This window comes from Synechococcus lacustris str. Tous (assembly GCF_003011125.1).
In the GTDB taxonomy this organism is placed as follows: Bacteria; Cyanobacteriota; Cyanobacteriia; order PCC-6307; family Cyanobiaceae; genus Synechococcus_D; species Synechococcus_D lacustris.
Window position 1 is genome coordinate 17,874 of record NZ_PXVC01000014.1, and the last position, 15,649, is coordinate 33,522.

Annotated in this window: 17 protein-coding genes and 2 tRNA genes; 7 read left to right on the top strand and 12 right to left on the bottom strand. The window is 52.8% G+C overall.

The features are described from left to right. Positions 1–8: 8 nt before the first annotated feature. A complete protein-coding gene (locus tag C7K08_RS04990; RefSeq protein ID WP_106499567.1) occupies positions 9–212 on the top strand; it encodes a hypothetical protein in 204 nt (67 codons plus the stop codon). Here the strand turns inward: C7K08_RS04990 and cysS are convergent. Both cysS and polA read right to left on the bottom strand, forming a co-directional pair. Further along, the gene (cysS, locus tag C7K08_RS04995; protein WP_106499551.1) at positions 209–1,654 is read right to left on the bottom strand and encodes a cysteine--tRNA ligase; all 1,446 of its coding nucleotides are present in this window, start codon (positions 1,652–1,654) and stop codon (positions 209–211) included. The genes C7K08_RS04990 and cysS overlap by 4 nt on opposite strands. A gap of 1 nt (position 1,655) precedes the next feature. After that, entirely contained in the window at positions 1,656–4,580 is a 2,925-nt protein-coding gene (gene polA / locus C7K08_RS05000; protein WP_241537061.1) for a DNA polymerase I, read from the bottom strand. Between the two features lie 219 nt (positions 4,581–4,799). On the opposite strand from polA, the gene C7K08_RS05005 reads away from it, so the two are divergent. Further along, positions 4,800–6,041, top strand: a complete 1,242-nt coding sequence (locus C7K08_RS05005; protein ID WP_106499553.1) for a cation:proton antiporter domain-containing protein — start codon at positions 4,800–4,802, stop codon at positions 6,039–6,041. Here the strand turns inward: C7K08_RS05005 and gltX are convergent. The 7 genes from gltX to C7K08_RS05040 all read right to left on the bottom strand — a co-directional run bounded on the left by gltX (position 5,964) and on the right by C7K08_RS05040 (position 9,457). Then, a complete protein-coding gene (gene gltX, locus C7K08_RS05010; protein ID WP_106499568.1) occupies positions 5,964–7,418 on the bottom strand; it encodes a glutamate--tRNA ligase in 1,455 nt (484 codons plus the stop codon). The genes C7K08_RS05005 and gltX overlap by 78 nt on opposite strands. A gap of 63 nt (positions 7,419–7,481) precedes the next feature. After that, positions 7,482–7,555: transfer RNA gene (locus tag C7K08_RS05015), tRNA-Asp, on the bottom strand. A 205-nt stretch (positions 7,556–7,760) separates the two neighbouring features. Beyond that, the gene (locus tag C7K08_RS05020; protein ID WP_106499554.1) at positions 7,761–8,270 is read right to left on the bottom strand and encodes an NADPH-dependent FMN reductase; all 510 of its coding nucleotides are present in this window, start codon (positions 8,268–8,270) and stop codon (positions 7,761–7,763) included. Further along, positions 8,270–8,458, bottom strand: coding sequence for an SH3 domain-containing protein (locus C7K08_RS05025; protein ID WP_006043540.1), 189 nt, complete (start codon positions 8,456–8,458; stop codon positions 8,270–8,272). Before C7K08_RS05025 ends, C7K08_RS05020 begins: the two co-directional genes overlap by 1 nt. 48 nt (positions 8,459–8,506) lie before the next feature. Continuing rightward, positions 8,507–8,579, bottom strand: a tRNA-Trp gene (locus C7K08_RS05030). Positions 8,580–8,641: 62 nt separating this feature from the next. Continuing rightward, on the bottom strand, positions 8,642–9,079 hold the full coding sequence (rplS, locus tag C7K08_RS05035; protein WP_106499555.1) for a 50S ribosomal protein L19: 438 nt from the start codon (positions 9,077–9,079) through the stop codon (positions 8,642–8,644). Between the two features lie 84 nt (positions 9,080–9,163). After that, positions 9,164–9,457: a peptidase gene (locus C7K08_RS05040; RefSeq protein WP_106499556.1), complete on the bottom strand. Its 294-nt coding sequence runs from the start codon at positions 9,455–9,457 to the stop codon at positions 9,164–9,166. Positions 9,458–9,525: 68 nt separating this feature from the next. Between C7K08_RS05040 and map the strand changes: the two genes are divergently transcribed. Further along, positions 9,526–10,359 (top strand): type I methionyl aminopeptidase, encoded by an 834-nt coding sequence (map, locus tag C7K08_RS05045; protein WP_106499557.1) that lies wholly within the window; start codon positions 9,526–9,528, stop codon positions 10,357–10,359. On the opposite strand, the gene C7K08_RS05050 is transcribed toward map, so the two are convergent. Next, entirely contained in the window at positions 10,337–11,062 is a 726-nt protein-coding gene (locus C7K08_RS05050) for an SDR family NAD(P)-dependent oxidoreductase (RefSeq protein ID WP_106499558.1), read from the bottom strand. The genes map and C7K08_RS05050 overlap by 23 nt on opposite strands. Positions 11,063–11,112: 50 nt before the next feature. Between C7K08_RS05050 and C7K08_RS05055 the strand changes: the two genes are divergently transcribed. Together C7K08_RS05055 and C7K08_RS16335 are read left to right on the top strand one after the other, a co-directional pair. After that, positions 11,113–12,195 carry a phosphotransacetylase family protein gene (locus C7K08_RS05055; protein ID WP_106499559.1) on the top strand — a complete coding sequence of 361 codons (1,083 nt, stop codon included), beginning with the start codon at positions 11,113–11,115 and terminating at the stop codon, positions 12,193–12,195. Between the two features lie 88 nt (positions 12,196–12,283). Beyond that, on the top strand, positions 12,284–12,796 hold the full coding sequence (locus C7K08_RS16335; protein WP_106499560.1) for a DNA-processing protein DprA: 513 nt from the start codon (positions 12,284–12,286) through the stop codon (positions 12,794–12,796). Here C7K08_RS16335 and C7K08_RS05065 read toward each other — a convergent pair. Beyond that, on the bottom strand, positions 12,793–13,209 hold the full coding sequence (locus C7K08_RS05065) for an MAPEG family protein (protein ID WP_106499561.1): 417 nt from the start codon (positions 13,207–13,209) through the stop codon (positions 12,793–12,795). The two genes, C7K08_RS16335 and C7K08_RS05065, sit on opposite strands and share 4 nt — an antisense overlap. Before the next feature lie 61 nt (positions 13,210–13,270). On the opposite strand from C7K08_RS05065, the gene C7K08_RS05070 reads away from it, so the two are divergent. Beyond that, complete coding sequence (locus tag C7K08_RS05070; RefSeq protein WP_106499562.1) at positions 13,271–13,762, top strand: YajQ family cyclic di-GMP-binding protein; 492 nt, start codon at positions 13,271–13,273, stop codon at positions 13,760–13,762. Here C7K08_RS05070 and C7K08_RS05075 read toward each other — a convergent pair. Then, positions 13,759–14,034 (bottom strand): hypothetical protein, encoded by a 276-nt coding sequence (locus C7K08_RS05075; RefSeq protein WP_206603814.1) that lies wholly within the window; start codon positions 14,032–14,034, stop codon positions 13,759–13,761. The two genes, C7K08_RS05070 and C7K08_RS05075, sit on opposite strands and share 4 nt — an antisense overlap. Positions 14,035–14,070: 36 nt before the next feature. Here C7K08_RS05075 and ggt point away from each other — a divergent pair. Continuing rightward, positions 14,071–15,649, top strand: a 1,579-nt coding sequence (gene ggt / locus C7K08_RS05080; protein WP_241537063.1) for a gamma-glutamyltransferase, incomplete at its 3' end; no start/stop codon positions are given.

Sequence of the window (15,649 nt, forward strand, 5' to 3'; positions counted from 1 at the left end):
CCAATTTAATGAAATTTCCCTGGTTGCAACGTTGGAACTTTATTGAGCGGGCGAAACTTGAGCGCCAGCTTTGGGATGCCTTTGAACGGGGTGAATCAATTGAAGCTTTGGTGGAGCAATGCCAAGACGAATTCACTAAAGAGGTGTGGACMAGCACCGCAGCCAGCATTCGCAAAATTGAGCGCGTGATGCGTGATCAGCAGCAGCCCTAGCTGCGCAGCCACTCKGTGTTGCCACCCGGTTTATCAATCAATTCAATCCCTTGTTCTTTTAGGGCAGTGCGAATGTTATCGGCTTCTGCAAAGTTGCGGTTTRCTTTTGCTGTTTTACGGGCTGCAATTTGTATTTCAATATCAGCATCGCTGAGTTGCGCTGCWGAGGTACTTAATTGCTCTGCATTTAGGCCAAGCACCCCTGCTAATTCTTGAAATAGTTGCCATTGGGAGCCCAAAGCCCGTTCTTCGCTGCTGGGGGTGTCGCCGCGCTCRAGGCGATTAGCTAGGGCCCGAAGTGGTTTTGCTAAATCAAATAGCACCGCAAGGGCAGCGGAACTATTGAGATCGTCGTCCATGGCAGCAGAGAAGCGCTCGCGGTTTGCTTCAAGCCAGGGTGCGGCAATTGGATCAAGGTTTTGCCAATTCAAGGCTGCTCCATGGCGTTCACCTAGCAGCAGGGCGGCATTCAAACCTTTCCAACCCGTGGCAGCCGCAGCTAGAGCTTCAGCGCTGAAATCCAGGGGTTTGCGGTAGTGGGCCTGTAGAACAAAAAAGCGCAGGGTCATGGGSGAAATGCCGCTGTCTAATAGGGCACGAATTGTGGTGAAGTTGCCCAGTGATTTCGACATCTTTGTACCCTCCACATTCACCATGCCGTTGTGGAGCCAATAGCGGGCTAGGGCTTTACCAGTGGCGGTTTCCGATTGGGCAATTTCATTTTCGTGGTGCGGAAAGATCAAATCAGCACCACCTAAATGAATATCGATGGTTTCACCTAGTTCTTGGCGCACCATCGCTGAACATTCGATGTGCCAACCCGGCCGACCCGGCCCCCAGGGTGATTCCCAGCAGGGTTCCCCAGGCTTTGCCCCCTTCCAAAGGGCGAAATCAAATGGGTGTTGCTTGCGGCCTTCCAATGCATCATTGCTGCGGCCGCCAGCACCCTGCTGCTGTTCATTCGGATCACGGCCACTTAATTGGCYGTAGTTATTGGCTTTAATAACGGCGAAATACACGTCGCCAGCGGCGCTGTAGGCGGCGCCTTTAGCTTCCAATTCAGTTATTAGTTGGCGAATGCCGTTTAAGCATTGGGTTGCCCTTGGCATGCGATCGGCAGGCATGATATTTAAGCGGGCCATATCTATTTCAAATGCGCTGATATTGCGTTCGCTTACTGTTTCCATATTGCTTCCTTCTTCAAGGGCACGATTAAGGATTTTATCGTCGATATCTGTGTAGTTTTGAACAAAGGTAACTTTATAACCACTAAAAGTTAGATAACGACGCAGCACATCCCAAGCGATGTAGCTGCGGGCATGGCCCAGGTGGCAAAGGTCGTAAACCGTTACGCCACAGCAATAGATGCTTACCTCACCAGGCAGCAAAGGCTGGAATTCTTCAATCTTTCTAGTTAGTGTGTTGTTGAGTTTTAGMGCCATTTTATTTCGCCTCCATCCAGTTGGGGCCAGCGCCAATTTCCACCAGCAGGGGTACTGAGAGGCTTACGGCCTGTTCCATTGTGTTTTTAACAAGGGCCATCACTTCCTTTTGGGCAAGCGGATCACATTCCAGAACCAGTTCATCGTGTACCTGCAGCAACAGCCTTGCCGGCAGCCYGGTGGCGGCCAGCTKTTGATTTAGTTGCACCATTGCTAATTTAATAATGTCTGCGCTGGAGCCCTGAATCGGTGCATTGGCGGCAGCCCTTAATTGTTGCGCTTCCATGCCACCGCGGCGCGCCAGCTCTAGATTTATTTCCATGGGATCTTTGCCCTTAAGCCTGCCGAGGCCATTGGGATCAAAATTAAAAATGCGCCTGCGCGCCAAGATCGTTTCCACATAACCACGGCTCAGGGCTAATCTTTCTTGCAGTTCTAGAAAAGTAAATACTTTTTGATAGCGTTGTTTGTATTTAGTGAGAAATTCTTTTGCCTCCGCCTGGCCCACGCCTGTTTCACGGGCAAAACGCTGGGCACCCATGCCATAAATCACACCAAAGTTAATTGTTTTGCCCAGGCGCCTTTCATCGCTGCTGATAACAGYATCAGCTGCTTTATCTAGTAAAAGCCTGGCCGTTAGCGCATGCACATCATTGCCATTGTTATATGCYTCAACTAATACTTCTTCACCGCTGAGGTGGGTGAGGATTCGCAAYTCGATYTGGGAATAATCGGCGCTGAGTAGTTGCCAACCCTCCTGGGGCAAAAAGGCCTTGCGGATTTGACGGCTATAGGCMGTGCGAATCGGAATATTTTGTAGATTTGGATTGCTGCTACTTAAGCGACCCGTTGCTGTTACAGCCTGGTTGAAATCCGTATGTACCCGTCCTGTTTCTGCTTCCACCAATAGTGGTAGGGCATCAACATAGGTGCTCTTTAACTTACTCAACGTTCGGTGTTCTAAAACTAATGGCACCACTGGATGATCGGCCTCGAGTTTTTCCAGCACTGCCGCATCGGTGCTCCAACCGGTTTTGGTTTTTCGTGATTTTTTGCGATCTAAACCCAAGGTTTCAAATAACAATTCACCCAGCTGCTTTGGTGAGGCCAGGTTGAACTCAATGCCAGCTTTGCTGCGGGCCTCTGTTTCTAGCAGTAGTAATTGTTTTGCCATCTCAGTGCCTAATTCCTGCAGGTAGGGGATATCAATGCGGATACCTGTGGCTTCCATCAGGGCTAATACAGGTTCAAGGGGCAACTCCAATTGATCTAATAATTTGCTCAGCTCACTACCAAGCCCATCTAGTTKCTGCCTAAGAATTAGGGCTAGGCGATAGGTTAGATGCACATCCATGCCGCAGTATTGGGCGGCAGCATCAATGGYTACGCTGCTGAAATTTTGMCCCTTGGCTACCAAATCAGTGAAACTGGTTGGTGTGAAATTAAAATGGCGTTGGGCAAGTTCATCAAGGCCATGTTTAGCATTTGCATCTATTAGATAATCGGCCAGCAGGGTGTCGATAACCACCCCCTGCAGTGGTAARCCATGTCGCAATAGAATTAGGCGGTCGTATTTAGCATTTTGCAAGGCCTTTGGATGCTKTGCACTTGTTATCCAAGGGCTGAGGGCCATCAACACTTCATCAAGGGGTAATTGARTTGGYGWTGTTAAACTTTGCTGGTGGGCRATTGGGATATAGGCCATATCTGCAACACCCTCGCCCCAGGCCACACCAATGCCAACCAGCTCGGCTTTAAATGGGTTKAGGCTTGTTGTTTCCGTATCTAGGGCTATCGGTTTTTGGGGATCAGTTGCTGCCATTAACCTCKCCATTAAGGCGGCCAGGCAAGCGGTTGTAGTTATTAATTCTGGCTTCAGCGTTGTGAGCTGGTTTGATTCAATTTCTTGTGGTTTTTCTGCTTGAGAATCTATTTTTTGAGCATCTGGTTTAGCTATTTCAGTTTKACTTGTTTCWGCTTCTGAGGAGAATAGGTTTCTGAAAGTRGGCACCTGTTTTACCAGGCTGTGAAGTTCTAATTCCTCAAGGCTGCTGCTAAGTGAATCTGAGTTAACCAAGCCAAGCTCTAATCTTGGCTCCTCTGGTAAGGGTACATTGATTAGAATTTCAGCAAGCATTCTTGAGCGATAGGCATTATCTTGATCGGCCCKTAACTTTTCTATTAATGCACCCTTGAGGCTTCCCTTACTGGCCTTGGGATCGGTTAATTCTGCGAGCGCGGCATAAATTCCATCCACATTGCTGAATTCTTTYAGCAGGTTGATTGCTGTTTTTGGCCCCACCCCTTTAACGCCTGGRATGTTGTCGGAACTGTCGCCGGTGAGCGCTTTTAAATCCACCACCTCCTCTGGTGTTACCCCTAGCTTTGCAATAACGCCTTCCCTACGGATTTCCGTGGGACCACTGTTTTTTGCATAGGGGCCACCACCCATGTAGAGCACGGCAATATCGCGTTCATCATCTACCAGTTGAAATAGGTCGCGGTCGCCGGAGAGAATGCGAATCCGCCAACCTTGATCTGCTCCGCGATTTGCCAAGGTGCCGAGCACATCATCGGCTTCAAAACCAGGTGCCATTGCTAGGGGAATATCAAGACTTTCTTTGAGGATTAGTTGCAGGTTGGCCAGATCGCTAAAGAAATGTTCCGGTGCCACATCTCTGTGGGCTTTATAWGCAGCATCTGCCTGATGGCGAAAGGTGGGTTCGGCCGTATCGAAGGCCACCACTAAACCTGCGGGTTTYAAAAGTTTGCAATTATCGAGCAGTGCTTTTAAAAAGCCATAGGTAACACTGGTGGCCACACCTGCCTTGGTGCTAAGCCCCCCTTCCCCCCCCTTTGAGAAGGCATAGAAACTGCGAAAGGCCAATGAGTGGCCATCAATCAAAAGCAGTAGGGGTTTGCTCAAGGTGTGTCCCAACTTTTAACTTGTTCYAAAACCGCTGGTGGCCATGCSGCATCGAGGTCGTTTTGGGCCTGATCTAGCCAGGCTTGRGGACGGGTATTCACGGATATCGCTGGAGCAAAGTTATCGCTTCGCTGAAGATAGCCCGCCAGCAGGGATCTTTTGATTYAGYTAGGGCATCAGCAGCTTTGCAATATTTGGCCCATCAACCATGCTGGTGTGATGAGCGAAGACCGCCTCAGCCTGTTGTGGGGTATCACCATTGCTTCGGGGGCAACAGCCCAGCTGTTGGCGCGTATCACCAGCTTGCCTGGGGTGGTGTTGCTGCTGGCCAGTGGTTTGGTGGTGGGTAGGGCCGGCTTCCATTGGGTGGAACCGCTTGATCTGGGCAATGGCCTCGGCACGGTGGTGGGCTTRTTGGTGAGCTTGGTGCTTTTTGATGGTGGTTTGAACCTGCGCCTGCCTGGCGGCGAATTAAAAACTGCCGTATTGCGCATCGTGATGGTGCGTTTTGTGTTGGCCCTAGGTGGAGGATTGCTGGCGGGCCATTGGCTTGCTGGTTTGAATTGGCAATTGGCGTCTGTATATAGCGCCATTGTTTTGGCCACCGGCCCCACGGTGGTGAACCCGCTGGTGCAGCAAATGAAACTGCTGCCGCCGCTTGGGGAGCTATTGGAGGGAGAAGGCCTGGTGCTGGAGCCGATCGGAGCGGTGCTGGCTTTGATGCTGCTGGAGCTGGTTCTGGGTGACCTGCAGAGCTGGCAGGGGGTGGCCCAGGGATTGCTATTGCGGCTTGGTTTTGGTGTGCTGGCTGGTTTGCTCTGCGGTTTATTTCTCTCGGAAATAYTGCGGCGTTTGCCGGATGAAAAGGATGCCCTYGGTTTAAGGCTGCAACTAAGCCTTGGGGTTTTGCTGYTGATGTTCACCAGTTGCGAAGCATTCCTGCCGGAATCGGGCTTGCCGGCAGCAGTGGCCGCTGGGGTGGTGGTKGGCAGGAGGCCCTCTACTGAACCTGAACAATTGGATGGCTTAATTCGCCAGTTCGCCCAATTGGCAATCACGCTTCTATTTCCCCTGTTGGCAGCGGATGTGTCTTGGCAGGAATTAAGCCCCCTCGGCTATGGCGGTGTGGCTTGCGTTTTGGTTTTGATGCTGCTTGTGCGTCCAGTGGCAATTGCCATAGCCACCTTTGGTTTGCCCCTGGATGGCCCCCAGCGTTTGATGCTCACCTGGTTAGCCCCCCGGGGGATCGTTACGGCCGCCATCGCCAGCTTGTTTGCCATCCGTTTGGAGCAGGCGGGCATCTCTGGGGCRGGCCGCCTGCAGGGTTTGGTTTTTTTAACGATTTTGATGACCGTAGGCCTCCAGGGCCTCAGTGCTCCATGGCTAGCTAGAAGGTTGGGTTTGGTGCAGGCGGATCCGATCGTCGCCACTGCTATTRAGSAGYAACCAGGTTTCGATTAGATCTGGCCCCTGCAGGCGCCCCAACAGGGCGGCACGCATACTTTTCATAAGAACCCCTTTCTTAACGCCTGCTATTTCACAGGCTTGGMCGATTAATTGTTGGGCATTGTTGTGATCAAGGAYCTGATCAGGTATTAAATCCAGCAGGGCATTTAGGGCTGGAATTGCCCCTGGGGTTTGCAGTTGGCTGAGTGCTTCTGCTGATAATTCAGGTTGTTCAAAAAATGGTTTTGCCTGCTCTACRCCATCTGCCAAAAGGCTGAGGGAGGGGCCGATCAAAGTGCATAGTTGCTGGCGCCAGGCCAGGGGTTTAGCGCTGTAATCAAAATTGGCTTTCTGCCAAAGCGGTTGGAGTTGAAGCTCTAATTGGACGCTGTTTAGTTCATGGAGAACTTGGCCGTTAAGCCAATTCAATTTGTCCCAATCAAACCGAGCGCCAGCTTTATTAACCCGATCAAAATCAAATACTGCTGCTGCCTGCTCAAGGTTGAAACGTTCAGCCATGCCTTCCGGCGGCGACCAACCCAATAGGGTCATGTAGTTGGCAAGGGCAGGGGCTGTGTAGCCCATGGCTTGAAAATCTGAAATCGATGTAACACCATCGCGTTTAGATAATTTTTTACCCTCTTGATTGAGTATTAAGGGAGTGTGGGCAAATAAAGGGATGGGTAGATTTAGGGCCTCATAGAGAAGCAATTGTTTTGCGGTGTTGGCGATGTGATCTTCACCGCGGATCACATGGCTAATTTCCATGGCGGCATCATCAACCACCACCACGAGGTTATAGAGGGGATCGCCGATCTGATCGGCGGCGGCGCGGCGGGCGATCACCATGTCGCCGCCGAGATCAGCGCCAGCCCAACGCATTTCACCGCGCACTAGATCACGCCAAGCGATGCTGCGTTGATCATCAATGCGAAAACGAATGGTGGCTTGGCGGCCWGCGGCGCTGAATTCCTGCTGTTGCGCTGGGCTTAAGTTGCGATGGCGATTGTCGTAGCGGGGAGCWTGCTTGTTGGCGGCCTGTTGTTCGCGCATCGCTGTTAGTTCACTATCACTAGCGAAACAGCGATAGGCATGGCCTGAATCAAGCAGCTGTTGGATCGCCTGGCGATGTTCAGCAATGCGGGCGCTTTGGATAACTGGTTCGGCATCCCAATTGAGGCCGAGCCATTGCAAACCCTCAAAAATATTGGCAGTGAAGGCATCTTTACTGCGTYCCTTRTCGGTGTCTTCAATGCGAAGCAAGAATTGGCCCCCATGGCGGCGGGCAAACAGCCAATTAAAAACAGCGGTGCGTGCWGTGCCGATGTGTAGGGTTCCAGTGGGGCTAGGGGCTAGCCGAACGCGCACTGGGGTGGTGATTGCGGTAACCATTGAGCTCACGGATTAGGGATTAGTGGCTCAAGATCTTGCAATTGCAAAAGTTGGAAATTTGAACGGGACTGACGGGATTCGAACCCGCAACTTCCGCCGTGACAGGGCGGTGCTCTAACCGGTTGAACTACAGTCCCATGGTGAGAATTAGGCCAATGATTAACATCTAGCAATCGTTAATTAACCATTGATTAGAAAATCCTAATCAAAAACTAATTGGAAGAATCGTTTAGATGGGCGTCAGTGGTGTTGTCCTATTTCGGTGGCCATGTCCCATTAAGGGAAAAGTCATTATCGGTCTTGAGGGTGCCACCCGTCAACTGATTTGTCGCGTTGAACAACTCAGCCTTGGGGCTTAAGGCTTTCGAGCTCCTTTAAACCTTGCAGAAGCGCCTTAACCGTTTCGGGGTTGGCTGGTTTTTGGAAGGTGGCCAAYAGTTCACGGCCTAAAACGGTGCAGCCAAGATGGGAAAATTGCTGCCGCATCGCCTGCAATACCTTTTGGCCACCACCACCACTGTGGCTGGCWAGGGCCACGGGCCGGTTGTTGAACATCTCCCTGAAATCTGGCGAAATCACGGAAAGCCAAGCAATGGCATTGGTGAGGCTGGGGGGGATTGAGCCGTTGTATTCAGGGGCGCATACAAATAGGCCGTGGTGCTGGCCCATGGCCTGCTCTAATTCTTTAAARCTTTCTCCGGGGCCTTGCTCTTTAAGAGCAGGCTGGAAAAGGGGCAGATTTAATGCGCAAAGATCAAGAATCCTGCAGCCCATGGCTTGGTTGATGGCTTCGCTCTCGATTGAGCGGGCCAACTCAAGATTTTTGCCAGTGCTGGCCGCCAGGATCAACATCAGGGGCGAAATCCAGCGGGTTCAATTAGGCGCACTTGATTGCCCCTGGCGGTGAATTCCCTGCCTTGGTCGCTCTGTACMACCACACGGCCGCCGGATTTAACACGAATCACTCGAGCTCGAACCCAGCCCAAGGCTGCAGATTCGAGCACTTTCACCACATCACCAGGCTGTAGATCCAATTCCATGTTTCTAACCTCAGGTTCTTACCTCAAAGTGGACCGGGATGCATCGGACGCGCCGTGGAGGACTTGAACCCCCGACATCAGGTTTTGGAGACCTGCGTTCTACCAACTGAACTAACGGCGCAGGAGGCGATGCACCCCCGCCGCTGCGACTGTAGGCAACGGCTGGTAACGACGGTTGGGTGATCAGCGATCGAAGCGCTGCTTAACCCGGGTGGCCTTACCAACGCGATCGCGTAGGTAGAAGAGCTTAGCTCTACGCACCTTGCCGCGGCGCTCAACGTTGATGGTGGCCACTTGGGGGCTGTGGAGCATGAACACCCGTTCAACACCGATGCCTTGGAAAATGCGTCGCACMGTGATGGTTTGGTGCATGCCGCCGTGGCGCTTAGCAATCACAACCCCTTCATAGGGCTGGATACGCTCTTTATTGCCCTCACTAATGCGCACACCCACCTTCACGGTGTCGCCCACGTAGATCTCGGGCAGATCTGATTTGAGCTGGCTGCTTTCAAACGAGCTGATCAGTTCAGCTGCGCTTAATTTGCGCTTTTTCTCAGCTGCTGGAACTTCAGCAGTGGRTGTTTCGCTCGTGGTCTCTGCGGCTGTTTCCTCTGCAGTCATTGAGTAGTAAGCAACTCCTATGCGAGTTGCTGGTGCGGGGCCAAACAAAGAGCTTACCTCTTCGTGCCATTGAACCAAAACCGCCTAGGGGGATTTGAATTGCTTGCGCCATTTCTGCACCAGCAGCATCCCGCCGCTAATCAGCATCCAAAGCAGCCCCAGGCCATTGAGCAACACGTAGATGGTTTCAGCCCTTGGCCCAAGCCATTCGCCCTCGTGTAACACCAAAAGCAGATGCGCTTGGTTGCGGCTRAGGCCACCCCAATCCCGTAGCAACCTGTAGCCCATGCCTGAAATAACAGTGAGCAGCAARGGMAGCAGCACAAATGGTGCCAGCCTTGAATGCCAGCGCCGCAGGGTTTGAAGCAGGCTGGTCATCGCACTAAAAACGCAACTGGGGCACGGCCGTTGATAGTTTGTTAACTCGGGCCTGGATAGCTGTAACCATGAATCTATTTGCTGAACTCCTGGTATCGGCCAAACCCCAGGCTGGGCCTCGCATCCGCCAAAACCGCAGGGGGGTGGAGTTGAAGTCGGCCAGGGAGATCACGATCATGCGCCAAGCAAGCCGGATTGTGGCAACTGTGCTCAAGGAAATCATGGGSATGGTGAAACCAGGCATGACCACCGCTGATTTGGATGCCTATGCCGAGCAGCGCATCCGCGCCATGGACGCAGTGCCGAGTTTTAAGGGTTACCACGGCTTTAGCGGCAGTATTTGCGCCAGCATCAACAATGAGGTGGTGCATGGCATCCCAAGTGCAAAGCGGGTAATTCGCGATGGCGATCTACTCAAAGTTGATACGGGAGCCTGTTTTGAGGGTTATCACGGCGATAGTTGCGTAACCATCTGTGTTGGTGATGCACCTGAGGAGGCCGTGAAATTGGCCCGGGTGGCCCAGGAATCGYTAATGAAAGGCCTTAGCCGCATCAAAGCTGGCAACACCCTGCTTGATATAGCCGGAGCCGTTCAAGACCATGTGGAGGCCCATGGCTATGCCGTGGTGGAGGACTACACCGGCCATGGGGTGGGTCGCAATCTGCATGAAGAACCCTCGGTGTTTAACTTCCGCACCAAAGATTTGCCAAACGTAAYCCTGCGYTCCGGCATGACCTTGGCMGTGGAACCAATCCTKAATGGCGGATCAAAAGCTTGTAGAACCCTCAAAGATCGCTGGACTGTTGTTACCGAAGATGGCAGCCTTTCAGCCCAATGGGAGCACACTATTTTAGTAACTGATGATGGATGTGAAATCCTCACTGATCGCGATGCCGTGTAGTGCTGCGGTAGTAGATATTTCTTGTGAATTCAGCTAATGGCATCAACAGCCACGTAAGCGGATTGGGGCTAACAATCACCATCTTTTTATCATTTAGCACCTGTTGAATAACTKTTTTTGCCACACCATCCGCTTTCATCAGCCCATAGGGATTTAGCGCTGATTTAAACGGACCCAACACCAAGCGCCGCACGGTGCAGGGGGCATCCAAGCTGCGCAGGCTTAGCAGTTGGCCCAGGGCCCGCTTACTGATCTCATAGAGRGGGCTCAGGGCTGGATTCACCTCCGCCTCTGAGGTGTTYACCCACACCTCACGGTTCTYATTTGCTTGCGGGTTTTGYTTGTGGCAAATCTGCAGAAATATTTCAAGCAGCCGCAGGGCGCTAAGGGTATTCACCTCMAGGCTTTCCATGGCCGCTGCTGCATCCCTGGCCCCAATCCTGTTGATGCCGTGGTTAATCACAAGGATTTGAACCCCAGCCAATAGCTCCTGGAGCTGCTGCTCTTCGCCCACCTGCCAGCTAACCGTTTGCACGGGCACCAGCTGGCCATTGGCRTCAACCAGCTCTAGGGCCCCCTCGCTGTGGCGCAGGGCCACCAAATCAGCTCCCTGGAGGTGTAGTTGCAGCAATAAGGCCCGGCCAAAGCTGCCGCCTGCTCCCGTTACGGCACATCTTTTGCCGGAAAAAAAACCTTTTTCCACCCTTGCACCGGATCGAACAGTAGATTTTCTCACTAATTAATCCTGCCGCCATGGGCTATCCCAGCGCCACCCTGTTGGTGGGATCCTGTGAACCATTCAGCGGTAAATCAGCCCTTGTAATGGGTTTGGCCCAACAATTCCGCAATCGGGGCTTGCCATTTCGCTATGGCAARCCTTTGGCCACCAGCCTGGAGCAACAGGGGCAAAGCGAAAYSCTGATCGATGACGACGTGCGYTTCGTTGGKGAATTTTTCTCATTGCCYGAAAYGGCYTTACTGCCATCACTGCAAGCGATTGCTGCCCCTACGGCCCAACAGCAACTCTTAACTGGTGAGCAGGTGGCGGCACCCCAAGCGATGGCGGCACTGGCTGAATTAATTGGGGTGGCTGAGGGCATCACCCTGCTGGAGGCTGCGGGCTCCCTCAGTGAAGGCCTGTTATTCGGTTTAAGCCTGCCCCAACTGGCCCTAGGCCTTGCTGCACCGGTGTTGATCGCCCATGCCTGGGAGGATGCCCGCAGTGTGGAGGCGCTGCTGCAGGCCAAGGCCCTGCTGGGGGACCAGCTGCTGGGGGTGGTGCTCAATAACGTAGATCCAAACCAAATAGGCCTGCTGCGCCAGGAACTGGTGCCAGCCATGGAAGCGCTGGGTTTACCTGTTTATGGCTTGCTGCCCCGCAGCCCCTTGCTGCGCAGCGTGACCGTTGGCGAATTGGTGCAGCGCCTTGGCGCTGAAATGCTCTGTTGCCGTGAACGCAAGGATTTGCTGGTGGAAACCCTCAGCATTGGTGCGATGAATGTGAATTCCGCCATGGAATTTTTCAGGCGCCAGCGCAATATGGCCGTGGTAACAGGCGCTGATCGCACTGATATYCAACTGGCGGCSCTGGAGGCTTCCACCCAATGTTTGATCCTCACGGGCGCCGCTGATCCCCTGCCCCAATTGATTAGTCGCGCCCAGGAATTGGATGTGCCTTTGATCAAGGTGGAGCACGACACGCTCACAACCGTTGCAGTTATYGAAAAAGCCTTTGGCCACGTGCGTTTGCATGAACCGGTGAAGGCCAGCTATGCGGCGCGAATGGTGGCTGAGCACTGTTCCTTTGAACCGCTATTTGAACGTTTGGGTTTTTGATGCTTGTTTTGTTTGCTCTGAACAAGCCCACTTCTAGGGTCGATCCCACTGCTACGGTCTGTSCCACTGCTGAGCCCTGGCGCTGCCTGTGACCCGGTCCCTCGATTTACCAACGCTTGACCGGGTAGACACCTTGGCTCAGGAATTGGCTTTGCTTCAAGACACGGGTAAGAGGCGCATTGCGATCCTTGGCACCCGCCATGTGCCGGTGGTTTCTGTTCATTTAGTTGAACTGGTGGCTCGCGCCYTAGCGCAGGAGGGCCATAACTTGATCACCTCCGGCGCCCAGGGGGTAAATGCGGCAGTTATTAGGGGCGCTTTAGCTGTGGATCCAGCCAAATTAACGGTGATYCTGCCCCAAAGTTTGGAACGCCAGGGCAGTGAAACCCGCGAGCAATTGGAAMGGGTTTTGCATCTGGTGGAAAAACCCGAAAACGACCAGCTGCCGTTGGTGGAAGCCAGCGGGATTTGCAATCGTGAAATTGTTAGCCGTTGTGATCAGCTGATCTGTTTTGCTTTCCACGACAGTGAAACTTTGATCGAAACCTGCCGTGGCGCTGAGGAGATCGGCAAGGTTGTAACCCTGTTGTTTTTTGATTARGGGATCAGGATTGCTTTCATGCCCTCGAGGTAGAGAATGCCGCTACAGGTGAGCCCAGTGGCCCAGCAGAGACCCCGCAAGGGGGGCACATTCCCCACATAGGCAACGATGTAAACCAAGCGCAGGAGGGGGTGGGCAAGGGCCACTGCCATGGCAATTGGGCTATTCACCGCTGCAATCAAACAAAGCAGGCAGGCGGGCCCATGGAGCGTGAAGGCTTCGAAGCTGTTTTGGTGGGCCCAACTGGCCCGTTTCCCCCAGGCCGGCATCCGTTCAAACATCGCCCTTGGTGCGGCCAGATCAGCCATGGTGAATTCACTTTTAGAGCGGGCTGCCCCAAGGGGCACCACGCTGAGCACCACYACAAGGGCTGAAAGTAGTAGTGAGGCGGCAAAAGCGGCTTGGGATGTCATGGCGATGGGCGAGTTGATGGCTCTTTTCTAGGCTGGAAGCTGTTACCGGTGGGAGTGCCCAATGGCAGATAGCTACAGCTTTGATGTGGTGTCTGATTTTGATCGGCAGGAGCTGGTGAACACGGTGGATCAGGTGCGCCGCGAGGTGGGCCAGCGCTACGACCTCAAGGATTCCGCCACTGAGTTGAGCCTTGAAGAGGGGGCAATTGTGATTACCACAGCCACAGATATGACCCTGGAGGCGGTGCTTGATGTGTTGCGTCAAAAAGCCACTAAACGGGACCTATCGCTAAAGATCTTTGATCTGCAAACCCCAGAACCGGTGGGTGGCAATCGCGTAAAACAAGAGATCAAGTTGCGTAAAGGGCTTAGCCAGGAATTGGCAAAATCCCTAAGCAAAACCGTGCGGGATGAGCTGAAAAAAGTAACAGTTTCGATTCAAGGCGACAGCTTGCGCATCACTGGAAAAAATAAAGACGATCTCCAAACCGCAATCCAATTGCTCCGTGSCCAAGATGTGGAAGTGCCCCTGCAATTTGAAAATTATCGTTAAAGGGTTAGTTCTAATTCACATTTATAACGCTTTAGGGCATGGGTTTTGATTGCCTCCGCTTGCACCACTTGGTTTACTTTTTGGGCTTCTAATTCCATCGCAGTTGCTTTGGGATTGCTTTCTTGCCAGCGTTGATCAAGTCGATTTAGGCGAGTTTGCAAAAGGATGTTGATCTGATCAGAACAGCGGGGCCCAGCCCCTTCTGGGCGAAAAGTATCGCTGCGTTCAAGGGCAAAGGCTGTTGCAGCAGCTAAAAGAAGCCAACTGAGCAAAATAAATGGCAGCCTGGGGATGTTGCAGCCCATGGTTTGGCACTTTCGGCTTCGTTAGTTTGCCTTGCTCTGCTGGTTAATCCGCTGCAGGAGCAGGGCCAACGCATTCAACCTGTGCGTTCAGCGGCGGGGATGGTGGCCAGCCAAGAGCAGCTGGCCAGTGGGGTGGGTGCGGCGATCCTGCGCCGTGGTGGCAATGCSATKGATGCTGCTGTTGCWACTGCMTTTGCCTTAGCTGTAACGCTGCCYCARGCCGGCAATTTRGGGGGTGGTGGCTTTTTGTTGTTTTGGCATCAAGGCCAGCGCAAGGCCTATGCCCTCAATTTCCGGGAGATGGCGCCACGGCGCGCTTACGCAGARATGTTYYTAGGSGCTGATGGTGAGGTGGATCGCCAAAAGGCCACCCGCAGTTTGCTTAGCAGCGGCGTGCCGGGAACAGTGGCGGGTTTGCTTGAGGCCCAGCAACGATTTGGTGTGTTGAGCCGCGCTGAAGTGATGGCGCCAGCTGTTGCCCTTGCCCATAGGGGGTTTCCGGTATATCCGGAATTAGCGGCATCGTTGCAACAGGCAATGCCGCTATTGGGTGGTGATCCAAATGCAAAACGGCTCTATTACCGAGCGATTAATAAATCTGTTAGTAATCCCGCTGGTTATGTGGCCTATCGGCCTGGGGAAATTCTGCGCCAGCCGCAACTGGCAGCAACTTTGCGTTTAATTAGCAGCCAAGGGCCTAAGGCTTTTTATCAAGGCGTAATTGCTGATCAGATTGATGCTTTGATGCGATCCGGTGGCGGTTTAATCAATCGCGCTGATCTCGCTGCCTATGGGGCCCCATGGCAGGAGCCGGTGCGGGGCAGTTTTATGGGCTATACGGTTTTATCTATGCCGCCTCCAAGTAGTGGTGGCGTAGCGCTGGTGCAGCTGCTCAATCTGCTGGAGCCTTTAAACCTTGGTCAAATRGGCCTTAATAGTGCGGCCACAATTCACGCCATGGTGGAGGCAATGAACTTGGCCTATCGCGATCGCAACAGTGAACTCGGTGATCCAAGCCAAATGGAAATTCCGGTGCAGCGGCTCACCAGCAAAAGCTATGCCGATCAGCTGCGGGCTTTGATCAATTTTGATAAGCACACCCCTAGCAAACAATTAAGCCAAATAGCTCCCTTACCAAGCAACAGCACTAACACAACCCATCTATCGGTAGCTGATCGCCATGGTTCCTTGGTGGCATTAACCACCACGCTTAATTTTGCCTATGGCAATGGCATTGCAGTACCAGGGGCAGGCTTCTTACTAAATAATGAGATGGATGATTTCAGCKCCAAGCCCGGTGTTGCTAATGCCTATGGATTAGTGCAAGGGGAACGCAATGCCATCGCGCCAGGTAGACGGCCATTGAGTTCAATGACACCAACAATTGTGCTGAATAGCAATGGCGAACCATGGCTTGCAACCGGCAGCCCCGGCGGCAGCCGGATTATTACTACGGTGTTGCAGGTGATATTAAATAGGATTCTGCATGGCTTGAATTTAGCAAGTGCAGTGTTGGCTCCACGGGTGCATAGCCAGCTTTGGCCTGATCAATTAAGTATGGAGGAAGGCATCAGCCCTGATA